General features: G+C 55.3%; 18 protein-coding genes and 1 riboswitch. Of the genes, 8 read left to right on the top strand and 10 right to left on the bottom strand.

Going from position 1 to position 18,161, the window contains the following annotated elements:
* Positions 1-68: 68 nt before the first annotated feature.
* Positions 69-179, top strand: a riboswitch (TPP riboswitch).
* Positions 180-310: 131 nt separating this feature from the next.
* The 4 genes from MKZ24_RS02420 to MKZ24_RS02435 all read left to right on the top strand — a co-directional run bounded on the left by MKZ24_RS02420 (position 311) and on the right by MKZ24_RS02435 (position 3,434).
* Positions 311-1,393, top strand: a complete 1,083-nt coding sequence (locus MKZ24_RS02420) for an ABC transporter substrate-binding protein (RefSeq protein WP_340781192.1) — start codon at positions 311-313, stop codon at positions 1,391-1,393.
* A gap of 53 nt (positions 1,394-1,446) precedes the next feature.
* The gene (locus tag MKZ24_RS02425; RefSeq protein WP_340781193.1) at positions 1,447-1,740 is read left to right on the top strand and encodes a thiamine-binding protein; all 294 of its coding nucleotides are present in this window, start codon (positions 1,447-1,449) and stop codon (positions 1,738-1,740) included.
* Positions 1,737-2,498, top strand: a complete 762-nt coding sequence (locus MKZ24_RS02430) for an ABC transporter permease (RefSeq protein ID WP_042232045.1) — start codon at positions 1,737-1,739, stop codon at positions 2,496-2,498. Before MKZ24_RS02425 ends, MKZ24_RS02430 begins: the two co-directional genes overlap by 4 nt.
* A 90-nt stretch (positions 2,499-2,588) precedes the next feature.
* Positions 2,589-3,434 (top strand): ABC transporter ATP-binding protein, encoded by an 846-nt coding sequence (locus MKZ24_RS02435; RefSeq protein ID WP_340781195.1) that lies wholly within the window; start codon positions 2,589-2,591, stop codon positions 3,432-3,434.
* Positions 3,435-3,765: 331 nt separating this feature from the next.
* Here MKZ24_RS02435 and MKZ24_RS02440 read toward each other — a convergent pair whose 3' ends face one another.
* The 4 genes from MKZ24_RS02440 to MKZ24_RS02455 are packed head-to-tail and all read right to left on the bottom strand — an operon-like array spanning position 3,766 to position 7,198.
* On the bottom strand, positions 3,766-4,368 hold the full coding sequence (locus MKZ24_RS02440) for a response regulator transcription factor (protein ID WP_042232040.1): 603 nt from the start codon (positions 4,366-4,368) through the stop codon (positions 3,766-3,768).
* Entirely contained in the window at positions 4,365-5,543 is a 1,179-nt protein-coding gene (locus MKZ24_RS02445; protein ID WP_340781196.1) for a sensor histidine kinase, read from the bottom strand. Before MKZ24_RS02445 ends, MKZ24_RS02440 begins: the two co-directional genes overlap by 4 nt.
* Before the next feature lie 6 nt (positions 5,544-5,549).
* Positions 5,550-6,287, bottom strand: a complete 738-nt coding sequence (locus MKZ24_RS02450; RefSeq protein ID WP_340790029.1) for an ABC transporter permease — start codon at positions 6,285-6,287, stop codon at positions 5,550-5,552.
* Positions 6,287-7,198, bottom strand: a complete 912-nt coding sequence (locus MKZ24_RS02455) for an ABC transporter ATP-binding protein (RefSeq protein ID WP_340781197.1) — start codon at positions 7,196-7,198, stop codon at positions 6,287-6,289. The genes MKZ24_RS02450 and MKZ24_RS02455 overlap by 1 nt, the downstream gene beginning before the upstream one ends.
* Positions 7,199-7,420: 222 nt before the next feature.
* Here MKZ24_RS02455 and MKZ24_RS02460 point away from each other — a divergent pair, with 222 nt between their 5' ends.
* Entirely contained in the window at positions 7,421-8,920 is a 1,500-nt protein-coding gene (locus MKZ24_RS02460) for a glycoside hydrolase family 30 protein (protein WP_340781198.1), read from the top strand.
* Between the two features lie 102 nt (positions 8,921-9,022).
* Here the strand turns inward: MKZ24_RS02460 and nfsA are convergent, their stop codons facing one another.
* Positions 9,023-9,766: an oxygen-insensitive NADPH nitroreductase gene (gene nfsA, locus MKZ24_RS02465; RefSeq protein WP_042241382.1), complete on the bottom strand. Its 744-nt coding sequence runs from the start codon at positions 9,764-9,766 to the stop codon at positions 9,023-9,025.
* An 88-nt stretch (positions 9,767-9,854) separates the two neighbouring features.
* On the bottom strand, positions 9,855-11,198 hold the full coding sequence (locus MKZ24_RS02470; RefSeq protein ID WP_340781199.1) for an aminotransferase-like domain-containing protein: 1,344 nt from the start codon (positions 11,196-11,198) through the stop codon (positions 9,855-9,857).
* Between the two features lie 207 nt (positions 11,199-11,405).
* Between MKZ24_RS02470 and MKZ24_RS02475 the strand changes: the two genes are divergently transcribed.
* From MKZ24_RS02475 to MKZ24_RS02485, 3 genes are all read left to right on the top strand, one after another.
* Positions 11,406-12,350 (top strand): DMT family transporter, encoded by a 945-nt coding sequence (locus MKZ24_RS02475; protein WP_340781200.1) that lies wholly within the window; start codon positions 11,406-11,408, stop codon positions 12,348-12,350.
* Between the two features lie 365 nt (positions 12,351-12,715).
* Entirely contained in the window at positions 12,716-13,030 is a 315-nt protein-coding gene (locus tag MKZ24_RS02480) for a helix-turn-helix domain-containing protein (protein ID WP_052415919.1), read from the top strand.
* 5 nt (positions 13,031-13,035) lie between these two features.
* Positions 13,036-13,968: an IS3 family transposase gene (locus MKZ24_RS02485; RefSeq protein WP_081956614.1), complete on the top strand. Its 933-nt coding sequence runs from the start codon at positions 13,036-13,038 to the stop codon at positions 13,966-13,968.
* 146 nt (positions 13,969-14,114) lie between these two features.
* On the opposite strand, the gene MKZ24_RS02490 is transcribed toward MKZ24_RS02485, so the two are convergent.
* From MKZ24_RS02490 to MKZ24_RS02505, 4 genes are all read right to left on the bottom strand, one after another.
* Positions 14,115-14,402, bottom strand: coding sequence for a hypothetical protein (locus tag MKZ24_RS02490; protein ID WP_340781202.1), 288 nt, complete (start codon positions 14,400-14,402; stop codon positions 14,115-14,117).
* Between the two features lie 138 nt (positions 14,403-14,540).
* A complete protein-coding gene (locus MKZ24_RS02495) occupies positions 14,541-16,994 on the bottom strand; it encodes a heavy metal translocating P-type ATPase (protein ID WP_042232024.1) in 2,454 nt (817 codons plus the stop codon).
* Positions 16,995-17,114: 120 nt separating this feature from the next.
* On the bottom strand, positions 17,115-17,315 hold the full coding sequence (locus tag MKZ24_RS02500) for a copper ion binding protein (RefSeq protein ID WP_039299488.1): 201 nt from the start codon (positions 17,313-17,315) through the stop codon (positions 17,115-17,117).
* A 355-nt stretch (positions 17,316-17,670) separates the two neighbouring features.
* Positions 17,671-18,060 carry a metal-sensitive transcriptional regulator gene (locus MKZ24_RS02505; RefSeq protein WP_445323640.1) on the bottom strand — a complete coding sequence of 130 codons (390 nt, stop codon included), beginning with the start codon at positions 18,058-18,060 and terminating at the stop codon, positions 17,671-17,673.
* Positions 18,061-18,161 lie beyond the last annotated feature (101 nt).

Raw genomic sequence — 18,161 nt, forward strand, 5'->3', positions numbered from 1 at the left:
GGGAGGCTGGACAACCAGGAAGCTGGCGTCTATAATACACCGTAAGAACATAGCAATACCCGTGAACTTCATAGAACCAGGGGTGCTGGAATTGGCCGGCTGAGATTGTATCCCACAAGATACTGACCCTTATACCTGATCTGGATAATGCCAGCGTAGGAATCTTCATTCAACCCCGAGCCCCTTCATAGGCCTGAAGTTGAGCTCACCTTGCGCAAGTAACTGGCGTCCCGGTCTCCGGGGCGCTTTTTGGTATGGGTTACTCTGAATTTTGGAAGACCAGGGATTGCTGGAAGGAGAGAGAAGAGAAATGGGAGTCAAAAAAGTATTACCGCTGCTGCTCAGCTCTATGCTGGTTATTGCGATAGCCGGATGCGGGGGCGGAAACAGTAACGCAGGAAATGCCGGAGGCAGCACACCTGCCGCCGGGAGCAGCACCGCTACACCTGAAGCAACCGCAGCCGCCAGTACCACCGACGCGCCTATAGAGCTTACCCCGGTTAAGATTGCGCTGGACTGGACGCCGAACACGAATCACACCGGCCTGTATGCCGCCAAGGAGCTGGGGTATTACGCTGAGGAAGGTCTGGATGTAGAGATTGTGCAGCCTGGCGCTGCCGGGTCTGACACGATGGTTACTTCCGGTGAAGCCCAGTTTGGCATCAGTGCACAGGAGGCGCTCACCCTGGCCCGCCTGCAGGATGTGCCGCTCGTATCCATCGCCGCTATCATTCAGCATAATACCTCCGGCTTTGCCGCTCCGAAGGACCGCAATATTAAGACGCCGAAAGACTTCGAAGGCAAAACCTACGGAGGCTGGGGCTCTCCTGCGGAAGAAGCGGCCATGAAAGCGATCATGGATCCGGAAGGCGGAGATGTCAAAAAAGTGAAGCTGGTAAACATTGGTGAAGCCGACTTCTTCACTGCGGTGAAACGCGATATCGACTTTGCCTGGATCTTCTACGCCTGGACCGGGATCGAAGCCGAACTGCGCGGCGAGCCGCTGGATATGCTGTACCTGAAGGATTATGCGCCGCAGCTGGATTACTACACACCGGTGCTGACCACCAGTGAGAAGGAAATTGCCGAGCATCCGGAAGTGGTGAAGGCTTTCCTCAAAGCTACGTCGAAAGGATATCAATACGCGATCGATCATCCGGAAGAGGCGGCCACAGTCCTGTCCGATGCAGTGCCTGATCTTGATCCCGAGCTGGTGCTGGCCAGCCAGAAATGGCTCAGCCCGAAATACAAGGACGATGCCGCCCGCTGGGGGGAGCAGAAGCTTGAAATCTGGCAGAATTACGCAGAGTGGATGTACGGCCTGAAGCTGCTGGACAAACCGCTGGATGCCGCAAGTACATTTACGAATGAATTTTTGCCGGAAGGCCAGTAAACACCGGGTGGAATAATACTGACCCTAACTTACATGAGAGGAATGAATAATAAATGGCTAATACACTGCTTAGCATTCAGGTAATTCCCAAGACTCCAAACAATGAGGATTCGATCCCTTACGTGGACACTGCGATTGAGGTAATTCAGAAGTCGGGGGTCAAGCACCAGGTGAATCCGCTTGATACTACCATGGAAGGCGAGCTCAAGGAGCTGCTGGAAGTTGTACGTCAGATGCATGAGGCACTGATTGCCTCCGGCAGCCCGAGCGTGATCTCCCAGATCAAGATCGCCCATAATCCCAGCGGTATTAGCATGGACAAGCTGACGGAGAAATACCGGCCGTGAGAAGCACCTGGAGACAAATCTGGCCGCCCCTTGTGGCGGTCATCTTTTTTCTGGGCGCATGGCAAATTGCGGTATCGGTGTTCCATATCCCGGCCTGGCAGCTGCCGAGCCCGTCCGATATCGCGCGTGAATCACGCGGCAACGCCTCCGGGATCTGGGCGCATACGGCCGCAACGCTGCGCCTGACCCTGATCGGCTTCCCGGTCGGCACCGGCATCGGCCTCATTGTCGCCCTGCTGCTCCATCTGCTGCCCTGGCTCAAAAGAGCACTCTATCCGCTGCTGATCCTCAGCCAGAATGTGCCCTCCATTGCCCTTGGACCGCTGCTGATTATCTGGTTCGGCTTCGGCCTGCTGCCCAAAATCGTCCTGATCACCCTCGTCTGCTTCTTCCCGGTTGCTGTAGCGGCCATGGGCGGGCTGGCGCAAAGCGACCGGGTAATGTTGAACTATATGAAAATGGCCGGCGCAAGCAACTGGCAGATCTTCACCAAGCTGGAGCTTCCCGGCTCCCTGCCCTCCCTGTTCTCAGGGCTCAAAATCTCCGCGACCTATGCCGTCATGGGCGCAGTGGTTGCCGAGTGGATCGGCGCGGACAAAGGGATCGGCTATTATATGCTGCTGCAAAAGGCCTCTTACCGCACGGACCGGATGTTCGTGGCCATTGTCATTATTGTGCTGCTGAGTCTGGTGCTGTTCGCGCTGATTGCCCTGCTGGAGCGGTGGCTCGTGCGCTGGAAGCCGCGCAAGGAAGCTTAACGCGCATAGGGTAACAACGCACCGCTATACTGAGAACGTTAGAGACAAAGCTTAAGTACAAAGATTTCTATACAGAAGGAGCTGACCGAAGTGTCTCCACTCACGAATACCGTACAGCTCAAGAAGGACGTCCCCGGCAGCAGCCTTGACGAGGCCAAAAGCGCACCGCCTGCGCTTGAAGTCAGCAGCGTCTCCAAGTCGTTCACGCACCGCCGCCGGGAGACGCATGTGCTGGATGAGGTGTCGCTGACCGTCGAGCCGCAGGAATTCGTCTCCATTGTCGGCCCTTCCGGCTGCGGCAAAAGCACCCTGTTCCATATTATCGGCGGCCTGACGCTGCCGGATGCCGGAACCGTCAGCATGGACGGCGTCCCGGTTACCGGGCAGCGCGGCAAGATCAGCTATATGCCGCAGCAGCCCGCGCTGTTCCCGTGGCGGAGCATAGAGGACAACGTCCTGCTCGGCGCCGAGCTGCAGGGCGCGCCTCAGCCGCAGGCCCGCGAAGCCGCGCGCCACTGGCTGGCCAAGGTCGGCCTGGGCGGATTCGAGCGCGCTTATCCGCATATGCTGTCCGGCGGCATGCAGCAACGGGCCGCCTTCCTGCGGGCCATGCTCGCTCCGCAGGAGCTGATGCTGCTGGACGAGCCGTTCAGTGCACTCGATGCGCTGACGCGCGAGCAGATGCAGCGCTGGCTGCTGGAGCTGTGGGAGGAGAACCGCCGCTCCGTGCTGTTCATCACCCACAACATCGAAGAAGCGCTGCTGCTCTCCAGCCGCATCTATGTCTTCTCCGGACGTCCCGGCTCTGTCCTGCACACCGTCGATGTGCCGTTCCCGCGTCCGCGCCGCGATGAAATCACCGATGCACCGGAGTTCCTGCAGCTCAAGCGCCAGCTCTCGGTGTGGATGCGCGAGGAGCAGGCCAAGAGCCTTTGACGGAGTCGCCGCTATTCGGCCCATGTATGCTGAACCTAGCTATTCACATTTCCAATGAACCTGCCGTTTGCGGTGGGGGGCGCATTTTCCGGAATTCCGGAGAAATCCTGCACTAAATACAACATTCCCCTCCTTATCCCGGCCCCTGATTCAAGATTGTTGTACAAAAGGCAGCATTTCTCCTTCTTCCAAGCGGCATAGCGGGAGAATTGCTGTATTCCGTACAACAATTCTCTCAAACACCCTATTAACGGTGAACAGAATTGCACTTCGTACAACATAATGCCTATTCCATGTGAGCTTAAGAAGCTCAATTCATCAAGTACCCGCCCTACATCCAGCCCTTCTCCTCAGCCAACCGCACCGCCTCAATCCGGCTCTTCACTTCCAGCTTGCCGAGAATCTCCGAGATGTAATTGCGGACGGTACCGTAGGATAGATGCAGCGCCGAGGCGATCTCCCCGGCACTCCGGCCCGCGCCGGCCAGCTTCAGAATCTCCCGCTCCCGGTCCGACAGCGGGTTCTCTTCCCGCAGGCTGCCGAAGACCAGCTCGGGGGACACCTCCCGGTGCCCGCCCATCACCCGGCGGATTGCCTCCGCCAGCTTGTCCACCGGCTCATCCTTCAGCAGGTAGCCCTGAATCCCGGCCTTCACGCCCCGCTCGAAATAACCGGGGCGGGCGAAGGTCGTCAGGATGATGATTTTGGTGGCACAGCCCCGCGATTTCAGGATCTCCGCAACCTCCAGACCGCTCATCAGCGGCATCTCAATATCCATCAGACATACATCCGGCTGAAGGCGTTCAATCAGGGCCAGTGCCTCTGCCCCGTCTCCGGCTTCCCCGGCAACCTCGATATCATCCTCCAAATCGAGCAGTGAAGCCATCGCTCCGCGCAGTAGCCGCTGATCCTCGGCAATTACGATGCTGATCATGCCGTTTCCCCGTCCTTTCTATCCTTAACTATTCTTGGCGTCACCACAGCTAACAATGTTCCTGTTCCTGTTCCTATGCCACTGCCCGTTCCCGGGCCCAAGGTCAGAGAACCGTCAATCAGGGCCAACCGCTCGGCCATCCCTTTCATTCCGTTGCCGTCCCGGCGGTGCGCTGCTCCCTCAGCTCGCCCGTCCTGCAGCCCGACTCCAACTCCGTTATCCTCCACCGTAATCCGTACCTCTCCAGCCGTCATCTCAATGCCAATCCGGCACAGGTCTGCACCGCTATGCTTCACAATATTGGTGACGGCTTCCTTGATGCAGAGGCTGAGAATATTCTGCGTCAGGTCTGATACGCCCGGGAGCGCTGCATCTCCGTCCACTTCAAGCCCAATCTCCGCGCTGCGCAGCATCTCCCCGGCCTCCGCCAGTTCTTCGGCCACAGAGACCGCGCGCATCTCCGAGACCAGCTCCCGCACCTGCCGCAGCGCAGCACGTGAAGTGCGCTGGATCTCCCGCGCTTCCGCCTGCGCCCGTTCGGGATTCTTGACGGCCAGCTTCTCGACCAGCTGGCTTTTCAGCGTAATCAGCGACAACGTATGCCCCATCGTGTCGTGCAGATCACGGGCGATACGCATCCGCTCCTCGCGTTTGACCATCTCCCTGATGACCTCATTCGCCTGGTCCAGCTCCTTCTCCAGCATCCGCCGGCGGTTCATGGAGCGGATGCCAAAAGGAGTAATCAGCATCATCATGACAAAGGGAAACAGGAATAGCCATTCTGTACCGTACAACTTGCTAAAAGACAGCAGTGCCAGACCGACAACCATCATCGTGAACACAGCAAAGGCCCGTTTGAACCTGCGCAGATCGGTATACCAGCCGACAAAATTGCTTGTGAAGAAGCCCATATAGAAATTGAAAGGGCTGTACACTATACATAACACTGCGATCAGCAGCATTTGCAGTCCCAGCCAGGCCGAGTAGGTCTTGCCCTCTGTCCAGTAGAGTTGACGGTAGGTGACCGTGAAAATCACCACCAGCGCATATCCCCCCAGTAATTTGTATCCGCTATAGCCCTGAAGATTTAAGATCGGGAATACCAGATAGATCAGCCAGATAAAAGGGTAGTAACCAAACCTGCGCGGAAATAACCGAAACTGCTTAAGAGCCATTGTACATTACACCGCTTCCTGTTTTTTTCGGATATAGACCGATAATAGCATAAAAACTGCCAGGTATCCGAGCAATAGCAGCACGGAATTCCACTGCGGAACCCCTCCGCCCACAATCTCCCAGGCACCGTCTCCGTAATTATAGGAAGGCAGCCAGCGGCCGATCCGCTGCATTGCATCCGGCATAATATCCAGAGGCATCCACATCCCTCCGGCCACCGCCAGCGCCATATAGAGCACATTGCTCACCCCGCTCGCCGTATCCACCCGCTTCATTGAGCCAATAATTGTCCCCAGCGCCAGAAAAGGCAGCGAGCCTGCGAGCAGCCACAGGCCGCTAAGCAGCCATTGTCCTGCAGTCAGCGACACCCCGTTGATCAGATATCCCGCAGCGAAAATACACAGCACCGAGAACAGATGCATCACCATCTGGCCAAACATTTTACCCAGAAAATAAACAGTACCCGGCAGCGGGGTAATGCGGATGAACGTATTCCAGCCCTGGGTCCGCTCCTGCACCAGCCGGATGCCGAGGGTCATGATCGCCGAGCCCATCACGCTGAAGGCGGCCATCGACATCAGGTAATGCGCCTGCCACTCCTGCGTATCGTCTGTCCCTGTATTGACCACTCTTGTGAAGATGAAATAGAACATAATCGGCATTAGCAGCGACCAGAACACGTAATAGGGATTGCGGATAATCCGCAGCAGCTCCGCTTTGCACTGGGCCATCATTTGTTTCATCAGCATACCGCCGCCTCCTGGCTCATAGTCAACTGCTCGAACGCTTCATCCAGCTTCCCTTGATCAATCACAACATCCTTCACCGCCAGTCCGCCTGTAAAAATAGCCCGCAGCGCCTCATCCGTATTCTCCGTCGTTACATGCAGCCGTCCGTTCTTCTCGTAGCAGGCTTCAACCTCAGGCAGCTCCAGCAGCTGTCCGCGCAGCACCGCCGGATCGCTGAGCGGCAGGAAGGATACTGACTTACTCACGATCCTGGCCTTAATCTCCTCCGGGCTGCCGTCTGCCACAAGGGCGCCGCGGCTGAACAGCAGAATCCGGTCTGCGGTGTCCTCCGCCTCCTGCAGATAGTGGGTGGTGAACAGAATCGTCTTGCCTTGCTCAGCCAGTCCCCGGACCTTCTCCCAGAAATGGCGCCGCGCGGTAGTATCGAGCCCTACCGTCGGTTCGTCAAAAAACAGCAGATCAGGGTTACCCGCCAGCGCCAGCGCGAAGCTGAGACTGCGCTTCTGCCCGCCGGAGAGCTTCTCGGCGTAGCGGTTCAGATCGGCCGGGGCAAGCCCCGTGGCCTGAAGCAGCACCTGCATCTCCATCGGCCGCGGATAATAGCTGCGGATCAGGGACAGAATCTCCCGGACCTTCAGCCGGTCCATCACACTCACCTCCTGCAGCATCGCTCCCGTCCGCTCCCGGACCCTGGCGTCTTTGGGCGGAAGACCGAATACCTTCACACTTCCTTCCGCGGGCTCAAGCAGCCCTAGAAGTATAGATAGTGTAGTTGTTTTGCCTGCTCCGTTGGGCCCGAGCACTGCTGTAATAGAACCTCTGTTAATGGTGAAGCTGACGCTGTCTACCGCTTTTTTATCCTGGAAGCTTCTGCTGACATTCTTCATTTCGATCACATGATCCATTCTGTATCCCTCCGTATCCATATGCCCTCTGGCTATATTTCTATAGTACAGTAGGCCGAAAATGAACATCAGTATGGACTGTCATTCGTTCAAGGTGACAACTGTCACCTGGATAAATAACTTTTTGAGGAAATTATTGATTTTTATGGACGATTGGATTAAGATAATTCTGCCATAAAAGTAAGCGATTACAATTCTGCATAATTGAGAGGAGTTTAAGGTATGTTCAAAAGAATTGGACTGGCAGCGCTGATCGCCACGCTGCTAGCGGGCAGCGGAGGCATTGCGCCGCAACCGGTTTCGGCTGCAGGGGAAACGGCAGAGGTATGGATATCGACCTCAGATCCGAATACGGAGCCGGCTGTCGGATTAAGCACTGGTGCCCGCTTGACCCGCATCGGGGATAAGAGCTTCAGTTCAGGCACCGGAAGCAGCGATTATACAATTACCGTTAACGAAGGCGCCACCTATCAGCAAATGGACGGATTCGGCGTTTCCCTGACCGACTCCTCCGCCTGGCTGCTCAATTACAAACTGAATGCTGCTAAGCGTGCGGAGGTGATGGAGAAGCTGTTTGGTAACACAGGGATTGGCTTAAGCGTGCTGCGGCAGCCGATGGGCAGCTCCGACTTCACCTGGTCGGCTTACACGTATGATGACACGGCTGGGGACACCTCACTCGGCCAGTTCACGATTAGCCGTGATCTGCCTTATATCGTTCCAATGGTCAAAGCGGCAATTGCCAAGAATCCCGGCATCAAGGTATTTGCTTCACCGTGGAGCGCCCCGGCCTGGATGAAGTATTCCGGCACCCTGAACGGCGGCAAGCTCAAAGCTGAGTACTATCAGACCTACGCCGATTATTTCAAAAAATACATTCAGGCCTACCAGGCCCAGGGGATTCCCATTTATGCTGTCACCGTACAGAACGAGCCTATGTATGAAACCGGGGCTTACCCCTCGATGGGCATGAACGAACAGGATGAGACCGGCTTCATCGGAGACTATCTGGGCCCAACCTTGCAGAATGCCGGGATCAATACCAAGATCATTGCTTTTGACCATAATTATCTGAACTGGGGCTTCCCCAATACGGTCGTTCAGAACTTGAAAAACTCCGGCAAAGCAAGCTATATCGCCGGCAGCGCCTTCCATCACTACGACAGCGGCGACGGTTCGCAGATGACCTCCATGCATACTGCCCATCCCGATAAAGACATCTGGTTCACAGAAGGCGGGTTCGGCACCTGGAATGATCCGCAGAACGGCACAAGCCAGGGCTTCGACAACATGATTACTGAATTCATCAATATTACACGTAACTGGTCCAAATCGGTTATTCTCTGGAACGCCGCACTTGATCAGAAGGACGGTCCTGCTCTGCTGTCCGCCTACAACACCAACCGGGGCATGGTCACCATTCAGAACTCCGACAATTCAAACAGCAATCCGGAGAACAATGTCACTTATACCAAGCAATATTATCTGCTGGGCCACTTCAGCAAATTTGTCGTTCCGGGTGCTTACCGCATCCAGACCAATACCAGCAATGACCTGAAGAATGTGGCGTTCAAGAATCCTGACGGCTCCAAGGTAGTTGTCGCTTATAATCCGCAGACCTCGGCCAAGAACGTCAAGATACAATGGGGCAGCCAGTCGTTTATCATAAATGTGCCCGCCAAGTCAGTGATGACATATAAGTGGTACGGCAATCCGTCTTAGAGCGGGCTGAATCCTGTAAACAGCAAGAAGCCTTCGCCCTTTCTTTAAGGGGAAAGGCTTCTTGCTGTTATCCATATAGCTTCAGTTACACACTTTAACGTGTTATCTCTGCATGAACCCTTTGCCCAGCAGGAATTCCTTCATATGCATTCTTGACGGCTGGGCCTGGCGCTTCGCCATGATCTCCGACCACGAGGCCTCACTCTGGCCGCCGGTCCGCTCGCGCATATAATCGCGTGAGATCCCGTCATACACCCCGGCCTGCTGCAATGCGGCTTCGGCATCATAACTATTATGATGCAGCACAGCCTGCAGCGGTAGACGCGGCCGCACTCCATTCACAGCAGCGGGATAACCTAGGCACATGCCGAATACCGGATAGACCAGCTCCGGCAAGCCCAGCAGCTCCGACAGCGCGGCAATATTATTACGGACGCCGCCGATATACACGATGCCCAGACCGAGCGATTCTGCGGCAACCGCAGCATTCTGCGCGGCGAGCGCAACATCAACGGTGGCAACGATCAGATTCTCGGTACTGTCCTCATAGGATGGCGCCCCCTGTAGATGGGGAGCCGCCGCCTCACGCAGCCGGTACAGGTCGGCGCACCAGACCAGGAAGACCGGGCACTGCTCGATATACGCCTGATTGCCGGATAAGGCGGACAGCTGCGCTTTAAGTGCAGGCTCCGTTACGGCAATTACGCTATAAGCCTGCACATTGCTGGAGGTCGAGGCCATCTGGCCCGCCCCGATAATGGCAGCGAGCAGCTCGTCACTGACCGGCTTGTCCTGAAACTGGCGGACGGAGGTATGACGGTTCAACAGCTCAAGAGTTTCATTCACAGATTTCATAGTAGGCCGCCTCTCTTCACAGTTATATAGGAATATTATGAACACAATTTAGCATCCAGACAACATGAGGGCCTTCGCGCTACCATCCGCTCCCCCGCTTCACCTCCTGGACTATGGCCTTGATTCCCTCATCAATCTGGTCCAACCCGGCGCGGGAAATACTGATGCGTATGAACTTGTCCCGGTCCCGGTAATAAGGTAAATAGAATCCATTACCGGGAACGACGCTGATCTTCCGCTCTCCCAGCCGTTTGACCAGCCGTTCCAGATTCACGGTTACCGGCAATTTGAATTGCATATAGATGCCGGAGCTGTCCGCAGAGGCCTCAATCAGACCTTCCGTATTGTGCTCCCGGAGCGCCTCATACACCGCCTGGATTCTTTTGGCGTACATCGCTTTTATTTTGTGCCTGTGGTGCTCATACATGCCGTTCTTGATGTATACCTCAAGTGCTGCCTGGGATAACAGGGAGGTATCCGTGTATCCTTTATAGGCGCGGAACGTCTCCAGAAGCGGCTCCGGCAGCACAACCGCCCCCAGCCTGAGGCCGGGGAAGATGATTTTGGAGAAGCTTTTCAAATAAATCACATGTGAAGTCTGGTCATACGCGTATACAGGATCAAATTGCCGTCCGGCACCCAGATCTGCCATGTAATCATCCTCAACAATATACACATCGTATTTGCCGGCCAGTCTGGCAATCGCCTGCCGCTCCGCTGTGCTGTATGATGTTCCGAGCGGATTATGATACCTGGGCATGGTATAGAATAATTTATACCTGCCGCTTGCGAACCGCTCCTCCAGCTCCCGCAGGTTAATGCCGGCTGCGGAGCGGCCAATCCCGCTTACAGGCAGTCCCTCCGCCTCCAAATACCGCAGATAAATATCATATCCCGGCTGTTCAACGAGGATCTCCATCCTGCCGCCGGGGAACGGCATTCTGGCCAGAATCTCCAGTGCCTGCTGGATTCCCGAAGTAATGATAATCCGCTCTGCCTTGGCAAAAACCTGATACTCCGCTAGATGAGACACGAGCGTGCGGCGCAGCGAATCCAGTCCCTGCGCATCCCCGTAAGTAAACAGGTTATATTTGTACTGGTCAATCGCCTTGTTAAGGCAATGCTGGAAATCCAGATACGGAAATACGTTCAGATCGGGCGATGCCGAAGCGAAGTCGATTGTTCCGCTGCCCCCGGCAGGTCCGGGTTCTTCCGTCTTCTCCACCATATAATAGCCGCTCTGCGGAATCGAATATATGGCATGTGTTCTCTCCAGCTCCCCGTAGGCCCGCAGAATGGTGCTGACACTGCAGCCGTAGAAAGCTGCGGCACTGCGCACGGAAGGCAGCTTTTCCCCAGGACGGTACTGTCCTTCCTTCATCCGCTTCTCTATCTCCGATACAACCGAATGATACTTTTTCACGCTGCCCCGCCTCCCATCGCCTTCATTCCACAGCCTGCTATTCATGATACCTCTATTATCCTTCACTCCTTATACAGGAAACAATGCACTGTACCGGTACAGTGGCCGAAAGCCGGTATTGTTCTGCTGCGGAATTCCCTTTAATTTTAAAGTAACACTTACGATGTTTACAGCATCCAGTCTTACTCACACAAAGGAGATGTACCTATGCAGCAGCAAGGACTCAAGCTGGCCTATAGCTTTGCCGTACTCAATGCGGTCATTATCGGATTCTCATTCCTGTTCACCAAGGTGGCTCTCGGCCATGCCGGACCGCTCGATACACTAACCTACCGTTTCGCCGCTTCGTTTGTTGTGATGTCGGTCCCGGTCGCCTTCGGCTGGGTCAAAATCTCCTACCACGGCAAGCCGGTTGGCCGGGCACTGCTGCTGGCTGCGATGTATCCGCTGGGATTCTTCACCCTTCAGGTATTCGGACTTCAGCATGCCACCTCTGCCGAGGGTGGAATTCTCTATTCGTTCACTCCGGTCGTGACGATGATCATCGCCTCTATTTTCTTGAAGGAGAAGACCACTCTGCTGCAAAAACTATGTGTTTTCCTGTCCGTATTTGGCGTTGTGTTTATCTTCGTCATGAAGGGAAGCAGTATTCAGCTGTCCAATATGACCGGGATTGCGCTGTTGTTCCTGACTTGTCTCGCGTTTGCCGGATACAGCGTGCTGGCCCGGTCACTCTCCAGGCACTTCAGCCCCGCTGAACTCAGCTACCTCATGATGGGGATCGGCTTCGCAACCTTCCTGATCATTTCACTCACCGGACATGCAGCCAACGGAACCTTCAACGAATTCCTAAGTCCGCTGGGGAGCGGCACCTTTATCCTGTCTGCTGTATATCTGGGAGTCATAGCCTCGCTGGTGACTACCCTGACTTCAACTTATATCTTGTCCAAAATCGAAGCTTCACTCATGAGCGTGTTCACCAATCTCTCCACCATCGTCTCCATTGCAGCCGGAGCGTTCTTCCTGGGGGAAGAGATTACAGTGTACCACTGGATCGGATCGCTTCTGATCATAGCTGGGGTAATCGGCACCAACCGGCTGGGCCGGAGCAAGCCTGGCGTGCAGGTTGCCGGCCGGAGCGAGTCTGTGTAAGCATGTGGTGTGCTGTTCCACATTGCTCTATTCTGACTACTTCTGGGGAGGCACATTGCTCGATTGTGTTCGATTTTTCGCATACATTGGGCCCGGTTACCTTCGAAGAGGCATATTGTATTCGCTTTTCCGCATACATTGGGTCCAATTACCCTTAAGCTTACTTTCGGCGGAATCAAGGGCACTAATGCCCCTCATTTCCTCCCTTGGCACATTTTCGGCGGAATCAAGGGCACTAATGCCCCTCATTTCCTACTTTGGCACATTTTAGGTAGAATCAAGGGCACTAACTCCACAGCCCCCTAAAGAAGTTGGAGTCCTCCCCCACAAAAATGTAGACTAGATACAGGAGGAGGATGAACGGAATGGGACACTTAACAGGAACAAGAGAGAAGGCAGCGCAAGAGGTGTTGTCTGGCATTAAGGCGGCGGTGGTTGCCCGAAAGTATGGGGTGACTCCATCAACGGTGAATCAGTGGGTGAGGGATTACCGGGAAGCCCATGGGGAGCAAGATCATCCGTATCCCCAGGACCAGGTGGAGGAACGGAAGCGCCTGCTGGACGTCGAGCAGAAATATGAGAAGGCCGTCAAGATGCTCGGTGAAAAGGAGTTAGAGATTGAGATTCTGCGTGAACTGCTAAAAAAGCCAACCCCTGCTTATCCGAAAAAATCGAGGTAGCCGATATGTTCATTAAGCAGGGGAATACCGCAGCCTTGGTGCTCCGTCTCGTGGGGCTAGCAGAGTCTACGTACTACGACCGTAAGAAACGCAAGAAGCAGGAGGCGCAGGCCGTCCCCCAGGGGCGTGGAAGACCCCTACCCGGCTACTCCCTGACCGAGTCGGGAGAGAAGATTAGCGACGAGCAGATCCAGGAAATGCTCCTGGAACTGGTCGCTGGAGAAGAGCACGTGTACGGGTACAAACTGCTGGCCAAGTGCTTGTGGAACCAGCACGGGCTGAGGCTCAACCACAAGAAAAGCTACCGGCTGTGTCAGGCGCTGGAGATCCTGCAGCCCCAGCGTCAGAAGCGCTTTAAGCATCCCCGGAAGCTGCCGGAGAACCGAGTCATTACCGGAGCGGGCCAGCTCTGGCAGATGGACATTAAATACGGGTATGTGGCGGGCCGGGACCGGCATTTCTTCGTCCTGAGCATTATCGATGTGTTTACCCGGGTTATCGTCGGGTATCACCGAGGATCGTCGTGTGAGGCCAAGCACGCCTGCCAGACGCTGGGACGCGCCATGGAGCAACACTGCGCCCCTGGCAGCGCGCGCCCGGTGATCCGCACCGACAACGGCCCCCAGTTCATCAGCCATCTGTTTGGCGACATGTGTGAAAGCTGGGAGATGACCCATGAACGCATTCCGCCTCGAACGCCGGATTTAAATGCTTTTATTGAATCGTTCCACAGCAATATCGATCGGGATTTGTTCCGCAAAGAGGCCTTCGACACGTTCGAAGAGGCCTATGAAGCCGTGGACCGGTACATGGACTTTTACAATAACCGCAGAATGCATACGAGTCTTCGCAACATGCCGCCAGCTACCTTTGCGGAGTGGGTGCTGACCCTAGAAGACCAGTCCTGCTTCTTCTGGCCGAGAGAAAAAGCGAAATAAAGAGCAAGGCTACGACAAGTACCGATTTTATACGGAGGACTCCGGGATAAGGGGGTCGCACCGCTAATGCCCCTCATTTCCTCCTTTGGCACATTTCCGGCGGAATTAAGGGCACTAATGCCCCTCATTTCCTCCTTTGGCACATTTTAGGTAGAATCAAGGGCACTAATGCCCCTCATTTCCTCCTTTGGAACATTTGCGGCGGAATCAAGGGCACTAATGCCCCTCATTTCCTCCTTTGGAACATTTTTGGTGGAATCAAGGGCACTAATGCCCCTCATTTCCTCCTTTGGAACATTTTCGGTGGAATCAAGGGCACTAATGCCCCTCATTTCCTCCTTTGGAACATTTTCGGCGGAATTAAGGGCACTAATGCCCCTCATTTCCTCCTTCGGCACATTTGCGGCGGAATCAAGGGCACTAATGCCCCTCATTTCCTCCCTTGTTCCGCTTTCGGCGGCGACACAAAGAACCGCCGGCATAATGCTCCGGCGGTTCTTTGGTTATCGGCGCTCAGCCGGTTATCGGCACTCAAGTCCGGATCGCTCCGTCTGCAGCAGAAGCAGTGAACATTACAGCTTGACCCGCTGCAGCCGCAGCGCGTTCAGCACAACGGATACAGAGCTGAAGGCCATTGCTGCACCGGCCAGCCACGGAGCCAGGAAGCCCAGGGCGGCAATCGGTATGCCGATCGTATTGTAGGCAAGCGCCCAGAACAAATTCTGCTTGATATTGCGCATCGTCTTGCGGCTCATCAGAATGGCATCGGGAATGCTCATCAGATCGCCGCGCATGAGCGTAATATCCGCCGCCTCCATCGCCACATCCGTGCCGGTGCCGATGGCCATACCGGTGTCTGCCGTTGCCAGTGCCGGCGCATCGTTGATGCCGTCGCCAACCATGGCAACCTTGACTCCGCCGCTCTGCAGCCTGCGGATCTCAGCTGCCTTGCCCTCCGGCAGCACCTCTGCCAGCACCGTGCGAATACCGGCCTGCTCAGCAATGGCCTGGGCCGTAATCTTGTTATCCCCTGTGATCATAACAACCTCGATGCCCATCTCGTGCAGTCTGGATACCGCCGCGCGCGAGGTTTCCTTAATTGTATCCGCCACCGCTACGACACCGGCAATCTCCCCGTCAACAGCTACCAGCATCGCTGTTTTGCCTTCATGCTCAAGCCGGGTCATGATTGCTGTCCACGGCCCGATATCAAGGCCGCTCTCCTCCATCATCCGCCGTGTGCCCACGCTTACCTTCTGGCCGGCCACTACGGCAGATACGCCGCGGCCCGGCACAGCCTCGAACTGCCCGGCAGGCGGAAGCTCAATGCTTCTGCTCTGCGCGCCCGCTACAATGGCATCCGCCAGCGGATGCTCTGAGAGCTTCTCCGCTGCCGCTGTAATCGACAGCAGCCGGTTCTCGGCAAGCACCTTGCCCTGTGCAACAATGCCGGTACTGGTTACAATGTCGGTCAGCACCGGCTTGCCGTTGGTCACGGTTCCGGTCTTATCCACTACAACAACCTTAATGCCCTGTGCAGCTTCCAGATGCTCCCCGCCCTTGAACAGGATGCCGAACTCGGCTGCCCGGCCGGACCCCGCCATTATGGAAGTCGGTGTCGCCAGTCCCAGTGCACACGGGCAGGCGATCACGAGCACCGCGATGGCTTTCTCCAGCGCATCGGCGAACTGCCCGGGTGCGCCCCAGATATACCAGATTACAAAGGTTACAGCAGCAATCCCGACGACAATCGGTACAAAGATCCCGGAAATCACATCGGCGATCCGCTGAATCGGTGCCTTCGAGCCCTGCGCCTCTTCTACCACTCGAATAATCTGCGCCAGCGCCGTATCCCGGCCGACCTTGCGGGCTTTGATCCGCAGCATGCCGTTTTTGTTCAGAGTGGCTCCTATAACCGAGTCACCCGGCTTCTTCTCCACCGGCATACTCTCGCCAGTCAGCATGGATTCATCGACGGAGGACAGCCCCTCGACCACTTCACCGTCTACAGGCACCTTGGTTCCCGGCTTCACCAGCACGAGATCTCCGATAACGACATCCTCCACAGGAATGCTCAACTCAACCCCGTCACGCAGCACCAGCGCGGTCTTGGCCTGCAGCCCCATCAGGCTGCGTATCGCGTCTGAAGAACGCCCCTTGGCCAATGCCTCGAACCATTTGCCTACAAGAATCAGCGTAATCAGAATTGCGCTCGTCTCGTAATACATATCCACGGTATGGTTCATCCCGCTCATCTTCAGAGAATCAATCGTCAGATACAAGCTGTAGAAATAGGCTGCCGAAGTGCCCAGCACCACCAGCACATCCATATTGGCACTGCCGTTCTTCAGCGCTTTGTAGGCACTGACATAGAACTGCCAGCCGATCAGGAACTGCACGGGAGTCGCCAGCACGAGCTGGAACCAGGGATTCATCAGCAGCTCCGGTGTCCAGATCCAGGAAGTGAAAGAGAAATGGCCCGCCATGGCCCAGAGCAGCGGCAGTGACAATATAGCAGAGATTATCCACTTGTTCCGTTTGTGCGTGATTTCTTCTCCGCGCTGGCTGGCGATATCCTTGCGGTCCTGCTTCAGCGCTGCCTTGTAGCCGATGCTGCTCACCTTGTCCATAATCTCAGCTGTACTGATATTCCCCGGCGAATATTCCACATGTGCTGTCTCCAGCGCCAGATTCACATTCACTGCGGCAATCCCGGGCATCCGTCCCAGCACCTTCTCAATTCTGGCCGAGCATGCCGCACAGGTCATGCCCGTAATATCGAAATCCGCCGATTCCTTCAGCGTATCATAGCCAAGCGAACGGATCTTCTCCTCAATCTGCGGCACGCCTGCGACCTTAGGATCAAATCCCACCGTTGCCTGCTCCAGCGCCAGATTGACATTCGCCCGGGATACCCCCTCCATGCGGGACAATCCCTTCTCGATCCGCGCCGCACAAGCGGAGCAGGTCATCCCGGTAATCTGCAGCGTAGCCTGCTGCTGCACCGGTTCTGCACTCTTTTCCATGATTCACGCACCTCCTCATACCCCCAAGGGGTATATTTATCTTTAAAAGAAAAGGCATTGGCGCCCGGCCCTATTGCTCTAGGGTTCCCGGCTCCAAGCCCTTACATTACAATCCTTCACTTAAACTACGTCGTAGCCCTGATCCTCGATAGCTGCCTTGATTGCATCCAGGCTTACTGTGTTCTCGTCAAATTCAACCGCTACCGTCTTTGCCGGAAGATCTACCTTCGCCGCAGCCCCAACGCCGCTCACAGCTTTCTCTACAGCACTTACACAATGACCACAAGACATTCCTTCTACATTCAATGTTACGTTCGACATTTGATTACCCTCCTATTGGTTTGAATAGCATACGCCTCCTGATCAGCCTCGAAAGCATATGCTTAATTTGGTTAGCATCCGCTTAATTGCCAGCGAATGCTTGGTTTGACGGCTCCCCGCATTGCCTGCAGAGTTTGATCTTGAGAAAAAATAATCCCAGATGAAAGTAACGGAGGGGAATTTTGAAACTGTAGGAGCGCCAGCGACCGCCTTTGTCCACGGATTTCTACCGCAAATAGCGGTTTAAATCAAAGAAATCCGGGGACAACAGCGGCCGAAAGTTCAAACATTCACCGCAGTTACGACCTCCATCAATAATTAGGCCTTCTCCATTCAAACTCCCCAGGCCCAATCTCTATTTCATCAGCTTATTCACCGTAATCAGCAGCTCATCGATAACCTCATGCTCGCCGGCTTCGATCCGCTCGATAATGCAGCTCTTCATATGGCCTTCAAGCAGCAGCTTGCCGACACTGTTCAGTGCCGCCTGCACCGCCGCCAGCTGATTAAGCACATCATCACAGTAGGTATCCCGTTCAATCATACCTTTGACGCCGCGGATCTGTCCCTCAATCCGGTTAAGCCGGGTGGTCAGTCCACTCTTGAATTCCGGGGAATGATGGCTCTTGCGGACACCGGATGCAGAAGAATGGCAATCCTCGCCGCAGTCATGCCCGGCATGCTCCTTCTCATTTGTTGACACAGGAATCAGCCTCCTCAAGTACCAATATAATATACCCCCCATGGGTATGTCAAGGCTTCATCGCAGCTTTCCCCATTTGTCCTGTAACCCATGCCGATTTGTCATGATTTAGCAGGAGATTCTTGGTAGAAACGCGAATCTCC

The organism is Paenibacillus sp. FSL R7-0297 (assembly GCF_038009025.1).
In the GTDB taxonomy this organism is placed as follows: Bacteria; Bacillota; Bacilli; order Paenibacillales; family Paenibacillaceae; genus Paenibacillus_AQ.